The organism is Ancylobacter tetraedralis (genome assembly GCF_014195655.1).
GTDB classification, from domain to species: Bacteria; Pseudomonadota; Alphaproteobacteria; order Rhizobiales; family Xanthobacteraceae; genus Ancylobacter; species Ancylobacter tetraedralis.
Genome location: NZ_JACICD010000003.1, coordinates 17,410 through 32,434, shown reverse-complemented (window position 1 = coordinate 32,434; position 15,025 = coordinate 17,410). Strand labels below are relative to the sequence as shown.

Here is a 15,025-nt window from a genome sequence, read left to right as displayed (position 1 = left end):
TCTCGAACAGCCTCCTCCCGTACGGTTGACCAGCGAGTGCGGCCGGCCTGTCGCGTGCGGCAGGGCATACGGCGGCCGAATGGGCTCCCCGCTTCGTACGCGATCGCATGGCGACCGCGTCCGCAGGAGGCAATTCCCTTGGCGGAGAAAAGGCATTAGACCACGGCGCGCCAGTCTCGCCCCCGCCCTTCCGCCAGCGGATGAACCATCATGCCCTCTTCCTCGCCCCGCATCCGCACCCTCCACAACGTTGCCGAACTGCGCGCGCAGGTGCGTGCGTGGCGCGCGGCCGGCGAGCGGGTCGCACTCGTGCCCACCATGGGCGCGCTGCACGCCGGCCATGTCGAGTTGATGAACGTGGCGCGGACGCTGGCGCAGCGCATCGTGGTGTCCATCTTCGTCAACCCGACGCAGTTCGCCCCGACCGAGGATCTCGGCCGCTACCCCCGCACCCTGGCGGCGGACCTGGAGAAGGCCGACGCGGCGGGCGTCGACATCGCCTTCGTGCCGGACGTCGCGGAAATGTATCCGCCGGGCTTCGTCACCACCATTTCGCTCGCCGGACCGGCGCTCGGGCTGGAGACCGATTTCCGGCCGACCCATTTCGCCGGCGTCGCCACGGTGGTGGCCAAGCTCCTCCTGCAGACGGGGCCGGACGTCGCCCTGTTCGGCGAGAAGGATTACCAGCAGCTTCAGGTCGTCACCCGCATGACGCGCGACCTCGACCTGCCGGTGGATATTGTCGGCGTGCCGACCGTGCGCGAAGCCGATGGCCTCGCCCTCTCCTCGCGCAATGTCTATCTGAGCGCAGAGGACCGCGCGACCGCGCCGGTGCTGCATCGCGCGCTGCAGGCGGCGGCGGCGGAGATACGGGCCGGCGGCGACATCGCGGCGGCGGTGGCGACAGCGCGCGCGCAGGTGATCGCCTCCGGATTCGCGCTCGACTATCTGGAGGCGCGCCACGCTCACAGCCTCGCCCCGATCGCCGCGCCCGAGGAAGGGCCGATCCGCCTGCTGGTGGCCGCGCGGATCGGTGCGACGCGCCTCATCGACAATATCGGCGTCGATTGAATTGCGCGCGTTGCTCGCGTCAGGCCACGCCGAAATAGCTGACCGCCATGCCGAGGATGACGAGAACGAGGCTGATGCCGAGCACGTAGCGCATCGGCCGCACCTCAACCGCCTGCCGCTCTTCCGGCTGGGATTTCACGACGACTTCGCCGTGCTCGACCACGCGGCGGTCATTCGAATCCTGGGTCATCCGTTCGCTCCGTTGCTGTGCTTCGGAGGGACAACGCCCGGTGAGGGCAGGAAGTTTCCCTTCCGGCAATCAGAGCAGGCCGAGCGCGCGCAGTTCGCGCCGTAATTCGTCCGGCAGCGGGGCCTCCTCGCCGCCGCTGGCGAGGTCGGGCGGCGCGTCCTTGGGGGCGAGGTAACGCCAGCCCTGGAACGGGCGGCTCGGGCGCGGGCTCACCCGGTGCACGACCGGGTCCAGCACCAGCCGGCAGCGGCGGATGCCATCCGTATCGACGAACGGGCGGATATCGGTCAGCACCTGCCGGCACGCGATCTCGCCCTTGATCACCCAGTAGAGCGAGCCGCCGGCCAGCAATTCCTCATTGCGCGTCGGCACCATGCGGGTCGTGTGGAACGGTTCGGCCGGCTCGCCCCGCGCGATCCTGGCGGCGCCATTCTCGGCGATCCATTCCTCCAGGTCCTGGACCGATTCGGCACCGACGCAGAGCTTGAGCAGATGAAGCGGCATGTTCGAACGGTTTCGGGCTGGGGAGCGGTCGCGGCGCGAACCGCCGGCCGCGCCTTATACGCGCTTCACCACCGGCCAGTCGACCTCGTCTTCCGGCAGCACCTCGCTCTCCGTGAGGGCGAGATTCTTCCACTCGACGAAGGCGGGATGGGCATGGATGGCCTCGACATAGGCGAGCGCGAGAGGGCCGACCTCGATGCCATAGGTGCGGATTCGCGTGGCGACCGGCGCGTACATCGCATCCGCCCCGCTGAAGGCGCCGTAGAGGAACGGCCCGGCTTGCCCGTCCCCCTGCCCGAAACGCGCACGCGCTTCGCTCCAGCGGCGCTCCAGCGCCCGCACGTCCTTCAGCGCCGCCTCGGGCAGCGTCCGGGCCTCGATCGGCCGCCACAGGTTCATGGGCGCCACGGAGCGCAGGGCGCCGAACCCGCCATGCATCTCGGTAGCCAGCGAGCGCGCATGCGCCCGCGCCACCGGATCGGCCGGCCAGATCGCCTTGCCGGGAAAGCGCTCGGCGAGATGCTCGAGGATGGCGATGGATTCCCACACCACGGCCGGCCCGTCCAGCAGCACCGGCACACGGCCGGCCGGCGAATGCGCCCGCACCTGCTCCTTGAAGTCGGCCGCGCCGAGAGACACCGTGGCCTCCTCGAACGGGATGTCGAAGGCCTTGAGGGCCAGCCAGGGCCGGAGCGACCACGAGGAATAGTTCTTGTTGCCGATCACCAGCTTCAGCGTCATGGCCCGTCTCCCACACGAATGGTGCGCAGGATCGACCGGGTCGTGCCAAGAAGCAAACGCACGAATGAAATGCCGGCCATAAGAAGCGGTGATGTCGCGACCGACCTATCCCGCGGCCAAGCCACCTGAATCAGAACGGCCCGAGCCGGCGCCCGGGCCGCGATCCGCGGTGATCGTGGATATGAACGGATGTCAGTCTCAGGCAGCCCGGTCAGCTCGCCGCCACCTGGACAGCCTGAAAGCCGCCGAACAGGTAAACCAGTGCCACAAGGGCCAGGAAGGCGATGACAGTCCAGCGTGCGACTCCCCAGCAGGAGCGCTCGGATACGGAGTTCATCGAAAATCCCTAGATTGATTGGCCTCCGCACGCGCCGGATGCGACTCCGGTCTCAGCGCGCGACGCATTGATATTTAATGAAACATGAACTTATTCGCAATCGCAAAATGGTCACAATGCCACGCGCCGGGCGCAACCCTGACACGCGGCAGTCGCCGAATCGGGTATTCCTTGAGCAGGCGCTGCCTGCGGAACGGGCCGGCAGGATCGGCGGCACGCCCGGCAGGCGTCGGCGCGGTGCGCCGCTCTTCATCCGAGATATGAGGTTCATGGCGTAAGGCGATGTTGGGATTTACCGCTTTGGACGGCCTGGCCTTCGCCGCCTTTCTCGCGGCGTGGGCTGCCTATCACCAGTTGATGGAGGGTGAATGGGCAGAACGGCGCTCGTTCAACCGCCGCATGGACCTGTTCCGCCTCGAATGGATGCAGCGCATGCTGGCGCGCGAGAACCGGATCGTCGACGCCCAGATCGTCGCTGCGCTGCAAAACGGGACGGCCTTTTTCGCCTCCACCTCGCTGCTCGCCATTGGCGGCACGCTGGCCATCCTGCAATCGACGGATGCGGTGATGGCGATCTTCATGGACCTGCCCTTCGTCACGTCCAACCGCTCCAACTGGGAGCTGAAGACGCTGGGCCTGACGCTGATCTTCGCCAATGCCTTCTTCAAGTTCGCGTGGGCCTATCGGCTGTTCAACTACACCACCATCCTGCTCGGCTCGACGCCGCCGCCCGCCGAGGCGGGAAGCGCCCACGCGCACGCCCATGTGCTCAAAGTCGCCCGGATGGTGACGCTGGCAGGGCGCCATTTCAATCGTGGACAGCGCTCCTTCTTCTTCGCCATCGCCTATCTCGGCTGGTACGTGAACGCGTGGGCGTTCATGGCGGCGACCACCGCGATCTTCATCGTCATGACCAACCGCCAGTTCGGCCGGGATGCCCACTGGGTTCTCGATGACGGAGATCCCGATCCACTGGCCATGTCCCGAAATGCCGGGATTCATCGCGATAACGAGCCGGATGCCAGCTGATGAGCGAAACAACCCCGTCTGCCCCCGCCCCCGATCCGAACTCACCTGATCTGGAGACGGAGGCGGCGATCCTTCACCTCGCCGCGAACGCCCCCAAGGGCCGGTCCATCGCGCCGGAGGATGTCGCCCGCGCGCTCGTCGACGGGCCGGACTGGCAGGCCCGGTTGCCGCGGGTGCGGCGCGCAGCGCTGCGTCTGGCCCATGAGGGACGGCTGGTGATCTATCGCAAGGGCAAGCCGATCGACCCGGACGAGTTGCGCGGCGTGTATCGGCTCGGCCTGCCCTCCGGCTCCGATACCGCCGGCACCCCTGACACCGAGGACACAGCCGACTGAGCCTACGGCGCGGGGAACAGCGCGTCGGTGCGCCCGGTCCAGTAATAGGCCGCGAGGCCGATCCACTGCCGCAGCGCGGTGTCGAAGAAATCGAGCCCCTGCGCCACCGAATCGAAGGGTTGCCACCACGGCGCCTGCCCCGTCGTGCGGAAATCGACGGGATAGGCAACCACCGGAAAGCCGGCGGCGCGGAAGCAGCCCATGGCGCGCGGCATGTGCAGGGCGGAGGTGACGAGCAGCCAGCGCTCGCCCGGCTTGGGCTGCGCCAGCGCGCGCGAGAAGCGCGCATTCTCCGCCGTGTTGCGCGAGCGCGTCTCGAACGCCACCCGCGCGGGATCGACGCCCAGCTGCGGCAGCGCCATCCGCACCACGTCCGCCTCCTGCAGCGCGGCGGGAATGAGCGCGCCGCTACCGCCCGAGAACAGAAGGCGCGCCTGCGGATAGCGCCGGCTGAGATCGGCCAGCGCGAACATCCGCTCGGCCGATTCCTGGAAGGCCGGCTGGCCGCGCGCGGCGGTGATGCCGGGCAGTTCGGCGCCGCCGAGCACGATGACACCCTCCACCGGGCGGCCATCGTCGACGAAGGTCGGGAAGCGTTGCTCGAGCGGCACGGTCAGCAGCCGCCCGAACGGGCCGAGCCCCGCCAGCACCAGCCCGATCACCCCGATGGACGTGAGCACGGCGCCGGCCCGCCTCCAGCGCGCCAGCACGAGCAGTCCCGCGAGGGCGATCATGGTCAGCAGCGTCGAAGGCACGCTGACCATCCAGAACAGCTTGGACGCGGCGAAGAACATCCGCTTCCCGCTCAGTTGACGAGCCGGGGGTGCCGGGCGGAATCGGGCCGCTTCGCCCGTTCGAGATAGCGGTCGATGCTGCTGAACGGCACGGGGCTGGCGAGCAGGAAACCCTGCACATAATGACAGCCGACCGATTGCAGGTAGCGCAGCTGGTCGCGCGTCTCCACGCCCTCCGCCGTGACCGTGATCGCCAGAGCGCGGGCCAGCCGGACCACGCAATCGATGATGGCAGCGGCATCGTCGCTCTGGCTGATATTCTGCGTGAAGCTGCGGTCGATCTTGATCGTGTCGACCCGGAAGCGGCGGATATAGCCGAGCGAGGAATAGCCGCTGCCGAAATCGTCGAGCGCGATGCGGATGCCCGTGCTGCGCAGCGCCGAGAGCGCGGCGAAGGCTTCCGCGTGGTTGCCGAACAACAGGTTCTCGGTGATTTCGATCTCCAGCCGCTGCGGCGGGAAACCGGTTTCCCGCAGGATGGCGGCGACGGAACCGGCGAGGTCATGCGAGCGGAAATCGACCGGGGAAAGGTTCACCGCCAGTTTCACCTCGCCCCAGTCGCGCGCCTGGGCGCAGGCGCGCCGCAGCACCCACATGTCGAGCTCAGTGATGAGGCCGGTCTGCTCGGCGACAGGGATGAACTCGCCGGGCGAAATCAGCCCCTGAACGGGGTGGATCCAGCGTACCAGCGCCTCGAAGCCGACCACGACCTCGCCGCTGACGGAGAATTGCGGCTGGTAGTAGACGGTGAGTTCGTCCTGGGCCAGCGCCCGCTTGAGCTCCAGTTCGAGATCGCGGCGGCGGATCAGCTCGCGTTCCATGCTGGGCACGAACAGCCGTAGCGCACCGCGCCCATCGGACTTGGAGCGGTAGACGGCGATATCCGAGCGCCGGATCAGCTGGCTCGCCTCCGTTCCGTGATCGGGCGCGATGGTCGCCCCGATCGATCCCCCGACCACCAGCATCTGCCCGGCAATCGATACCGGCTGGCGGATGGCATCGAGAACCACCGCGCCGATCGCCGCCACCTCGTCGTCTTCCGGGCCGACCGTGGCGAGCAGCACGAACTCGTCGCCGCCGAAGCGGGCCGCCAGCATGCCCGGCAGGTCGAGCGCGTTGAGGCGCTTGCCGACCTCGGCGAGCAGCAGATCGCCGGCATAGTGGCCCAGCGTGTCGTTAATGTCCTTGAAGCCGTCGAGATCAAGGAACAGGACGGCGAGCCGTTGCTGCGGCGTCACACGCGGAAGCCGCTCGGCGAGCGCGCGCATCAGCATGGAGCGGTTGGCCAGCCCGCTCAGCGAATCGATATAGGCGAGCCGCGTGGCCAGCGCCTCGCTGGCGGCAATCTCGCGATTGGCGCGACGGGCGTAGAAGAGAATGATCGCCGCCGCCACCAGCAGCAGCACGGCCGTGCCCAGCAGGGCGGGCAGCAGTGCCCGCAGCAAGGCGGCGCCGGGGTTCTCCGGCTCCCAGTTGAGCCAGGCGGGCGCGATGGCGCCATCGTGGAACGGCACGGCCACCGACAGCCGCTCGGGCGACGGGGGGGCATCGGACACCGCCGGATTGGTGACGTGCAGTTCGGCGACCACGTCCCGCAGGAAGTCCCCATCGAGGAAGATCACCGTCACCGCGACCGGCGGCACCCGCTTGGGCGAGACCACGCGGCCATAATCGGGGGTGATGCTGATGGCGCCGACCAGCGCCGGCCGGCCCTCGATACGCAGATACCCGGCCCGGAAGATCGGCTCCACCTGGCGCGGCCGCGTGTTCTCGCTCCCGCCGTAGGGAGCGACCTGCGCGAGCCGCGTGGCCTGGTCGAGAAAGGCTGCCTGCACTCCGCGCACCAGCGGCATGAGGGCCTCCGAATCGAACGGAGCGCGCTCGACCTTCACCAGCGTTCCGTTGACGGAGGCGTAGCCGAGCCCGCCTTCCAGCACGACATAGGAGCGATCGTGCCCCTGCGTCTCGTGCAGCCACTGGCCGAAATTCTCGTGAACCCACTCGGTATCGAGGAAATAGGCGGTGCGCAGCACCGATTCATCCCAATGCGCGAAGCTCGCGAGGTCGCGCTCCATGTCGCCGGCGCGCCGCTGAAGCGAATCCAGCATCAATTCGGCCCAGCGCGCGCGTGACGCGGCATCGACCCGTTCCGCCGCGATCAGCGAGAATGCGACCATGGCCGCGATCGCCGCCGCGATGACCAGCGCGACGGCCAGAATGGTCCGGTCGCTCTTGGGCGATGCCTCGCTCCCGCGCATGACGGCCGACGGGGTGTCGTGAGGCGGGAAATCGGGAAGACGACCGGTCGGCGCCCTCATCCCTTTGCCTCCATGGATTCGCCGGCCAATCTAGCGAGATCCCCACATATAGCTTGAAGTAAATCAATCTTGGACTGCGCCGTCTACCTGTCGTCGCCGCCCGTCCACGCCTCCCATTGCGCCCCGCGCGCCCGGACGGCGCGCCGCTAGAACCACAGCGAGGCGATGCCGAGGAAGGCGAAGAAGCCGACCACGTCCGTAATCGTCGTCACGAAGGGGCCGGAGGATACCGCTGGATCGACTTTCAGCCGGTCGAGTGTCAACGGGATCAAGATACCGCCCAGAGCCGCCGCGACCAGATTGATGATCATGGCGAGGCCGATGACGAAGCCGAGATCCATGACGCCGAAGCGGGCGAACACCACCGCCGCCATGATCACCGCGAACACCACGCCGTTGAACAGGCCCACCAGCAGTTCGCGCGCGACGATGCGCCGCGCGTTGCTCGGCTTCAGTTCGCGGGTGGCGAGCGCGCGCACCGCCACCGTCATGGTCTGCGTGCCGGCATTGCCGCCCTGGCTGGCCACGATGGGCATGAGCACGGCCAGCGCCACCATGCGCTGCAGCTCGTTCTCGAACAGCGCGATCACGAAGGAGGCGAGATTGGCGGCGATGAGGTTGAGCAGCAGCCAGGCGAAACGGCTCTTGGCGATGTACCAGAAACTATCCGACAGCTCTTCGTCGCCGGCGACGCCGCCGAGCGCCTTGAGGTCCTCGTCCGCCTCCTCCTGGATCACGTCGACGATGTCGTCGACCGTGAGCACGCCGACGATGCGCCCTGCCGCGTCCACCACCGGGGCGGAGATCAGGTTGTAGCGCTCGAAGATGCGTGCCACGTCCTCCTGGTCGTCCAGCACGTTGACCACGTGACGGTCGGGCGTCACGACCTCGCCGAGCTTGGTGCCGCGCTTGGTGCGCAGCAGCCGGTCGAGCGGCACCGAGCCGCTGAGGCGGAACGTGGGATCGACGATGAAGACCTCGAAGAAGACCTCGGGCAGTCCCTCCGTCTCGCCGATATAGTCCAGCGCCTGACCGACCGTCCAGAAGGGCGGCAGAGCGATGAACTCGGTCTGCATGCGCCGGCCGGCGCTCTCTTCCGGATAGTCGAGGCTGCGCTGCAGCGCGGCCCGCTCGGGCACCGACAGGCCGGCGAGAATCTCCTGCTTCTCGGCGTCGCCGAGGTCTTCCAGAATATAGACCGCGTCGTCCGAATCGAGGTCGCGCATGCCCTCGACGACGGTCTGGGTCGACAATTCCTCGAGAATGCGGACGCGGGTGGTCTCGTCCAGCTCGGTCAGCGCGGTGAAGTCGAAATCGGCGCCGAGCAGTTCGATCATGCGCGGCCGGTCGGGCGGCGGCAGCGCCTCGATCAGCCGGCCGAGGTCGCTCTCGTGCAGGTCGGCGATGAGGCTGCGCAGAATGTCGCGCTCGCCCGCCTCGATGGCGCCGACCACCGCTTCCACGAAGCCTGGCGACTCGATGCGGTCAATGTCATGCTCCCCCTCGCGTCCCACATGCGCGGATCGGGCGGCGTCGTTATCTTCGCGCATGCCGCACTCCGGTTGACAGGTTTCTGACGGAGATCGAGATTCGAATGGCTGGAGCCGTTCTTAGGAAGCGACGCCAGGGAAGGCAATTCGAACGGCCCGCAGGCGCCTCCGTGCCCGCGCCGTCGTGCTTCGCGGGCAACAGGGCGAGGGCAGGATGGCGCCGGAACACGCGCGTCTGATCATTTCCGGCCGCGTGCAGGGCGTGGGCTACCGCGCGTGGTTCGCACGGGAGGCGGAGCGGCGCGGGCTCACGGGTTGGGTGCGCAATCGCCGTGACGGCAGCGTCGAGGCGCTGGTAGCCGTTGATGCCGCGATCCTCGGGGATCTGGTCGCCGCCTGCCGGCAGGGACCGCCCGCCGCCCGGGTCGCCGAGATCGAGATCCTCGCCGTGGGTGAGAGCGACATCGCCCTCCTCGCCGGCTTCACGGTGCTGCCGACCGCCTAGAGTGTTTCACGGAAACACGGAAACACTCCAGGTCTTTGTTTTTACGCATTTTCTTCACGCGAACCGGCATCCACTTCGCTGGAAAAGGCTCTAATCGTCGACCGTCGGGCCGAACACGTCCTCGAAGGCGCGGCGCAGGGCGATGTCGGCATCCTCCATCGTTACCGGCAGGCCCAGGTCGACCAGGCTGGTCACGCCATGCTCGCGCACGCCGCAGGGCACGATGCCGTCGAAATGGCCGAGATCGGGCTCCACATTGAGCGAGATGCCGTGCATCGTCACCCAGCGGCGCACGCGAATGCCGATGGCGGCGATCTTGTCCTCGCCCTCCCCGGCCTTTGTGGGACGTCGCACCCACACGCCGACGCGGTCCTCCCGCCGCTCCCCGCGAATGTTGAAGTCGGCGAGCGCGGCGATCAGCCATTCCTCCAGCGCCGCCACGTAGCGGCGCACATCCGGCGAGCGGCGCTTGAGGTCCAGCATCACATAGGCCACGCGCTGGCCGGGCCCGTGATAGGTGAATTGCCCGCCCCGGCCGGTCTGGAAAATGGGGAATCGGTCGGGCTCGACCAGATCCTGCGCCTGCGCGCTGGTTCCCGCCGTGTAGAGCGAGGGATGCTCCAGCAACCACACGGTCTCGTCGGCGCGGCCGCTCGCGATCGCCTCGGCCAGCCGGTCCATCTCGGCCAGCGCCTCGGGATAGCCGACGGGTTGCTCGGCCACGCGCCAGCGCACCGGCGCGCTGCCCGGCGCGGGCCGCAGCAGCGCCGCCAGTTCGTGGCGCGGCATCTGGCGCGGCGTCAGGCCCTGTTCGGCACTCTCGTTTGCATCGTCCTTCATGCCTCCACAGATAATCATCGCCGCGGCATCTGTCTGCCCCGCGTGGCGGCCCGCCCACCTGCCCGGCGCGTCCGAGCTATCCACAGGCCGGGACAGGACCAGGGCGGCCCTTGTGGACCCTGATTTGATCTGTTAGACGATGCCCCGCCCGGACGGGCTGCCAAAGGCCTCAGGCTTCGGCGGTTCGATGGGGGAAGATGCGGTCGTGGCGGAATTGGTAGACGCGCTGCCTTGAGGTGGCAGTGGGTAACACCGTGGAGGTTCGAGTCCTCTCGACCGCACCATCTTCTTACGAGCAGAACGTACGGCGGCCTTCGGGTCGCCGTTGTCGTTTTGGGCCCCGGCATTCCCGTTCCCCCGGCCCCGTTCCCCCGGCACCTGCGCTTGCGTTTCGATCCTCGGGAGCCTGCGCCTGTCCACGGCCTGTCGCAGGCAAGCTCGCCGGGCGAGCGTCGCTGCTTTATCCCCTGCCCGCCGGATGAACAGGCCGGATGAACAGGATGGACGCGGGCACGCCCGATTCGGCTCTCCGCGCCGCCCGAGCCGCCGCTGGCGGCGTTCCGAGTCGCGGGCTGCCGCTCAAACGGGATGATCACACCACCGCCGCTCGGCTACCGCTCGGCTACCGCTTGCCAATGGCAAGGGATGCTATGGCTTCGCCGCCGTCGTCACGCCAGCCGGCACCACATGCACGACCCGGTAGCCCTTCGCCTTGAGTTCGGCAAGGAAGGCGGGAACCATCCGGGCGGTCTGCTCGCGGGTGTCGTGCAGCAGGATGATGCCGCGCCGCTGGTGATCGAGCCGCTCCATCAGGAGTTTCAGCTGCTGGTCCGGCGTCATCGGGTTCCAGTCGCTCGCCCATAGATCGGCGCCGAACGTGTCGATGCCGCGATCGCCGAGATATTTCAGCAGTTCGGGCGAGGAGCCGAATCCGGGAAAGCGGAAGAAGGGCGTGCGCGGGTGCGCGCTGGCGCTGCCATAGGCCGCCTTGTCGACGCTGACGAAGCCCTTCTCGATATCCGCCACCGCCTTGTCGAACGGCAGGTCCGCCAGCGTCATCGGATGGGTCTGGCTGTGATAGGCGACCGTGTGGCCCTCGGCGACCAGGCGCCGGGCGAGATCGGGATGGGCGCTCGCATTACGCCCGATCAGGAAAAAGGTGGCGCGCACGCATTCCTTCGCCAGCGCCTTCAGCACCGCCGGCGTGGTGCCGGGATGCGGGCCGTCATCAAAGGTCAGCACCACTTCGCCATCGGTGAGGTCGAGCGTCTGGGGAAAGTGCTTGGTGCCGAGTTGGAGGCCGGCGGCGGGCACCTCCATCACGCGGGAGGTGCCGAGCGCGCCCTCGCAGGGCGCCGCGGCGCGGGCGGGAAGCGAGAGAACGCAGAACACCGCCAGCGCGGCGACCGTGTGCCTGAGAAGGCCGGGCATGTCGACTCCGGATCGAAACCGAGGGAACGGTTGCCTGGAGCATTTCCAGTGAATTCCGGTTCACCGGCAACGCTCCAGGTTCTTGGTTTGACGCGTTTTCTTGACGCGAACCGGAACCCACTTCGCTCGAAAACACTCTAGAAGCTGATGGATAAGGCACGCGTCCGACCGCGCTGCCATCCGATCGACGTGGCCCTGGATGTTCAGTCCTGACATTTCCAAGGCTTTTGCCGCCACCGGCGCGCAGCGAAACGCCGGACAGCGCGGAGCAATGGATCGCCTTCTGGGCGTTTGGATGGCCGACTGGGCGGGATCGTGGCAGCGAGACGCGAACCCGTCCCAAGCGCTGCCCCGTCCCAAGCGCTGCGCGCCACGCCCAGCAAGGATACGATTCGGGCGCACCTTGGCGCCCGCGCGTTCGACCGGACAAGCCCTAGTAGGCGTTGGGATGAACCGCGACACGGATCGTCATGAACAGGATCTTGATGTCCAGCCAGAGCGACCAGCCGTTGATATATTCGAGGTCCGCCGCCACGCGCTGTTCGATGTCGGCGCGGCTATGCGTTGCTCCGCGCAGGCCCCGCACCTGGGCGAGACCGGTGACGCCGGGCTTCATCGAATGGCGGCTCCAGTAGTCCGGCACCAGTTCCCAGAACAGCGCCCCTTCCGCCCGCGAGCCCAGCGCATGCGGGCGCGGGCCGACGAGGCTCATGTCCCCGATCAGCACATTCAGCAGTTGCGGCAGTTCGTCGATACTGGTGCGACGCAGAATGGCGCCGATGCGGGTGATGCGGGCGTCGCCACGCGACGCGGAGACCGCCCCGGCGGTATCGACCGTGTCGATGCGCATGGTACGCAGCTTGAAGCAGCGATAGGTGCGGTTGTTGCGCCCCACCCGCTCCTGAATGAAGAAGACCGGGCCGGGGGAATCGACTTTCACCAGCAGCGCCGCCACGGCGATGATCGGCCCGGCGATCAGCATCAGCCCGCCGGTCACCACCAGATCAAACAGGCGCTTGGCCGCCCGCTCCACCATGTTGAGCGGACCGCGCGAAATGACCAGAGTGGGGTGGCTCTCCCAGTGCGACAGGGCGAGCGGCTGCACGTCGCCGAGATCGGCGACGATCTCGGCATCGAGGCCGCTGAGGCGCATGGCCTCGCTCCACTTCAGCCGCTCCTGCGAATCGGAGAAGGACAGCACCACGCGATCGGCGTCGCGCACGGCCCGGCTCAACGTGTCGAAGAAACGGGGATCGGCAAGCGCGGGCACCATTCCCGCCTGCCGTACATCGATCAGCGTCGTGGCGCGGTTGCCGGAACGGCGTCCGAGGCCGACACCGTCGGTGAGAACGATGAAGCGCGGCTCCACGACGGTGCGGAACACACGTCGTATCACAGCCGATCCTACGGCGCGGAACAGCACCAGCAGGGTGGCGGCGAGCAGCAGCGAATAGCCGGTCTCCAGGCGCGAGGTCATCTCGGAGACCTTCAGCGCGAACATGGCGGCGAAGCTGATGCCGGAGGCGATGAGCAGCGCGGAGACTGCCGCCGTCACCGAGCGCCCGAACGAGCGCAGCGTCCTCAGCCGGTAGCCGTGCAGCACGAGAGCGGCGAGAAGATAGGTCGGGGCGAGCAGGACGAAAGTCTGCGTCCAGTTGCCCCCCAGGAGATCGCCGGTCTTCAGATAGGCACCCAGCCCGCTGGCCGCAACGATGGCGGCCATGTCGACGACGACAGCACCACCGACCAAGCCGAGGCGCACAAGATTGCGATGGCGCCACAAGAGGCTCTGCCCCTTGCCAACGCCCCCCTGTGCCGCGTGGGACATCCGCCTCGCCACTCCGACAAAGGCTCCCATCTCGGTCATCGGCAACTGCCCTTCACTATCCAGACACCGCAATCAGGTTGCGCTGCGGCATAGAAGGTTGCAGCGCCATTTACCAGCCACCCCAGAGATTGTTCGAATACAGAACTAAATTGCCCTGAACTCGGCATCACTGGTTAGCGAGTATAGGTCATCATCAACGCTTTATGCTGGGTTAAGCCAATATGAATGCGGTGCACTCAATCTTATTTTCGCGCACATGTTGCTGCGATGCATCGCGCCTACGATGCGGCGCGTGCATATAACGCAAGGTCAACTCTCCGGCGCGTCCACAATCGGATCGTATTGGCCTGCATCAAAGCCCAGAACATTCCAGCTTTGCTGCATGTGCGGTGGCAAGGGAGCCGAGACGTCGATCAGCTTATCCGCGCGCGGATGAGGGATGACCAGCCTACGCGCCAGAAGATGCAGCCGGTTTTGCAGCCCCCCCGGCAACGGCCAGTTCTCGACGTTGAAATACTTGGGATCACCGACAATGGGATGACCGATATGGGCGGCGTGGGCGCGCAGCTGGTGTGTGCGGCCGGTGACGGGCTTCAGCGACAGCCAGGCGAGTTTCTGCGCCGCGTGGTCGACCACGGCGTAATAGGAAATGGCATGGCTGGCCTCGTCGTCGCCATGGCGGGCAACCCGCATGCGCTCGGCCGCCTCGTCTTTGGCGAGGTAGGTCGAGATGCGTCCCTGTGCCGGGCGCGGCACGCCGGGAACCAGCGCCCAGTAGACCTTGCGCGCCGAGCGCGACCGGAAGGTCTTGGCCAGCGTCGAGGCCGAGAGCCGGTTCTTGGCGATCAGCAGAATGCCGGAGGTGTCCTTGTCGATGCGATGCACGAGGCGCGGCTTCTGGCCATCATCGGCGCGGAGCGCTTCCAGCATGCCGTCGACATGGCGATAAGTGCCCGAGCCCCCCTGCACGGCAAGGCCGTAGGGCTTGTTCAGCACCAGCACGTCGCGATCCTCGAACAGCGTCATGGCGCGCAGGGCCGCGGCATCCTTGTCATCGCTGCTGGCGCGCTTCACCGCCGGCGCGGCGAGGCTCTCGGCCCGCGCGCGCGGCGCCGGACGGCCGGAGGCCTCATCGCCGGACGCCAGGTCTTCGGACACATCGTCATCGGAGCCGGTGTCATCCCGCGCGGCATCATCGGCCGCGGCGTCACGCGGCACGCGCCCGCGTGGCACGGTCTCGCCGCGCGCACGGCGCTCCTCCGCCTCCAGATAATCGGCGGTCGAGAGCTGCGGCTTCTCCTCGAGCGGTGGGACGCGCACGCTCTGGCCGGCAGCCAGCCGCGTGTTGGTCTTCACCCGGCCGCCATCGACGCGCACCTGCCCGCTGCGCAGCAGCTTCTGCAGGTGCCCGAAGGACAGGTCGGGAAAATGCGTCTTGAACCAGCGGTCGAGCCGCATGCCCTCCTCGTCCGAATCGACGCGGTGGATTTCAACAGCCATGGGTCGGGTACTCCTCACGCCTGCACATAGCCGAGACGCGGCCTCACGTCACGCGACTGCGCATGTGAGCGCAAGCCCGGCGAACACGGCAACCCGGGAAATGGCGACCGAC

At 67.5% G+C, this 15,025-nt stretch carries 15 protein-coding genes and 1 tRNA gene; 5 read left to right on the top strand and 11 right to left on the bottom strand.

Annotation, left to right across the window (positions count from 1 at the left end; genetic code table 11):
- The first annotated feature begins 210 nt into the window (after positions 1–210).
- The gene (panC, locus tag FHS55_RS08550) at positions 211–1,071 is read left to right on the top strand and encodes a pantoate--beta-alanine ligase (RefSeq protein ID WP_183189320.1); all 861 of its coding nucleotides are present in this window, start codon (positions 211–213) and stop codon (positions 1,069–1,071) included.
- A 19-nt stretch (positions 1,072–1,090) separates the two neighbouring features.
- Here the strand turns inward: panC and FHS55_RS08545 are convergent, their stop codons facing one another.
- The 4 genes from FHS55_RS08545 to FHS55_RS23710 all read right to left on the bottom strand — a co-directional run bounded on the left by FHS55_RS08545 (position 1,091) and on the right by FHS55_RS23710 (position 2,843).
- Entirely contained in the window at positions 1,091–1,261 is a 171-nt protein-coding gene (locus tag FHS55_RS08545) for a hypothetical protein (RefSeq protein WP_183189319.1), read from the bottom strand.
- Between the two features lie 69 nt (positions 1,262–1,330).
- Positions 1,331–1,765 carry a DUF1489 family protein gene (locus FHS55_RS08540; protein ID WP_183189318.1) on the bottom strand — a complete coding sequence of 145 codons (435 nt, stop codon included), beginning with the start codon at positions 1,763–1,765 and terminating at the stop codon, positions 1,331–1,333.
- Positions 1,766–1,819: 54 nt separating this feature from the next.
- Positions 1,820–2,506: a glutathione S-transferase family protein gene (locus FHS55_RS08535; protein ID WP_183189317.1), complete on the bottom strand. Its 687-nt coding sequence runs from the start codon at positions 2,504–2,506 to the stop codon at positions 1,820–1,822.
- Between the two features lie 211 nt (positions 2,507–2,717).
- The gene (locus tag FHS55_RS23710; protein ID WP_281379574.1) at positions 2,718–2,843 is read right to left on the bottom strand and encodes a hypothetical protein; all 126 of its coding nucleotides are present in this window, start codon (positions 2,841–2,843) and stop codon (positions 2,718–2,720) included.
- A 282-nt stretch (positions 2,844–3,125) separates the two neighbouring features.
- On the opposite strand from FHS55_RS23710, the gene FHS55_RS08530 reads away from it, so the two are divergent.
- Both FHS55_RS08530 and FHS55_RS08525 read left to right on the top strand, forming a co-directional pair.
- The gene (locus FHS55_RS08530; protein WP_183189316.1) at positions 3,126–3,872 is read left to right on the top strand and encodes a DUF599 domain-containing protein; all 747 of its coding nucleotides are present in this window, start codon (positions 3,126–3,128) and stop codon (positions 3,870–3,872) included.
- Positions 3,872–4,207 carry a DUF3253 domain-containing protein gene (locus tag FHS55_RS08525; protein ID WP_183189315.1) on the top strand — a complete coding sequence of 112 codons (336 nt, stop codon included), beginning with the start codon at positions 3,872–3,874 and terminating at the stop codon, positions 4,205–4,207. Before FHS55_RS08530 ends, FHS55_RS08525 begins: the two co-directional genes overlap by 1 nt.
- 2 nt (positions 4,208–4,209) lie before the next feature.
- Here FHS55_RS08525 and FHS55_RS08520 read toward each other — a convergent pair whose 3' ends face one another.
- From FHS55_RS08520 to mgtE, 3 genes are all read right to left on the bottom strand, one after another.
- Positions 4,210–5,001, bottom strand: coding sequence for a YdcF family protein (locus tag FHS55_RS08520; protein WP_183189314.1), 792 nt, complete (start codon positions 4,999–5,001; stop codon positions 4,210–4,212).
- An 11-nt stretch (positions 5,002–5,012) separates the two neighbouring features.
- Entirely contained in the window at positions 5,013–7,319 is a 2,307-nt protein-coding gene (locus tag FHS55_RS08515) for a putative bifunctional diguanylate cyclase/phosphodiesterase (protein ID WP_183189313.1), read from the bottom strand.
- Positions 7,320–7,465: 146 nt separating this feature from the next.
- Positions 7,466–8,869 (bottom strand): magnesium transporter, encoded by a 1,404-nt coding sequence (gene mgtE, locus FHS55_RS08510; RefSeq protein WP_183189312.1) that lies wholly within the window; start codon positions 8,867–8,869, stop codon positions 7,466–7,468.
- A gap of 154 nt (positions 8,870–9,023) precedes the next feature.
- Here mgtE and FHS55_RS08505 point away from each other — a divergent pair, with 154 nt between their 5' ends.
- Positions 9,024–9,314, top strand: a complete 291-nt coding sequence (locus FHS55_RS08505; protein WP_183189311.1) for an acylphosphatase — start codon at positions 9,024–9,026, stop codon at positions 9,312–9,314.
- 90 nt (positions 9,315–9,404) lie between these two features.
- On the opposite strand, the gene lipB is transcribed toward FHS55_RS08505, so the two are convergent.
- Positions 9,405–10,103 carry a lipoyl(octanoyl) transferase LipB gene (gene lipB / locus FHS55_RS08500; protein WP_183189779.1) on the bottom strand — a complete coding sequence of 233 codons (699 nt, stop codon included), beginning with the start codon at positions 10,101–10,103 and terminating at the stop codon, positions 9,405–9,407.
- 250 nt (positions 10,104–10,353) lie between these two features.
- Here lipB and FHS55_RS08495 point away from each other — a divergent pair.
- Positions 10,354–10,438 (top strand) — tRNA-Leu (locus FHS55_RS08495).
- Between the two features lie 364 nt (positions 10,439–10,802).
- Here FHS55_RS08495 and FHS55_RS08490 read toward each other — a convergent pair.
- The 3 genes from FHS55_RS08490 to FHS55_RS08480 all read right to left on the bottom strand — a co-directional run bounded on the left by FHS55_RS08490 (position 10,803) and on the right by FHS55_RS08480 (position 14,913).
- Complete coding sequence (locus tag FHS55_RS08490; protein WP_183189310.1) at positions 10,803–11,585, bottom strand: polysaccharide deacetylase family protein; 783 nt, start codon at positions 11,583–11,585, stop codon at positions 10,803–10,805.
- 433 nt (positions 11,586–12,018) lie between these two features.
- Positions 12,019–13,413: an exopolysaccharide biosynthesis polyprenyl glycosylphosphotransferase gene (locus FHS55_RS08485; RefSeq protein ID WP_246339990.1), complete on the bottom strand. Its 1,395-nt coding sequence runs from the start codon at positions 13,411–13,413 to the stop codon at positions 12,019–12,021.
- Between the two features lie 309 nt (positions 13,414–13,722).
- Entirely contained in the window at positions 13,723–14,913 is a 1,191-nt protein-coding gene (locus FHS55_RS08480) for an RluA family pseudouridine synthase (RefSeq protein ID WP_183189308.1), read from the bottom strand.
- Between the last annotated feature and the right edge of the window lie 112 nt (positions 14,914–15,025).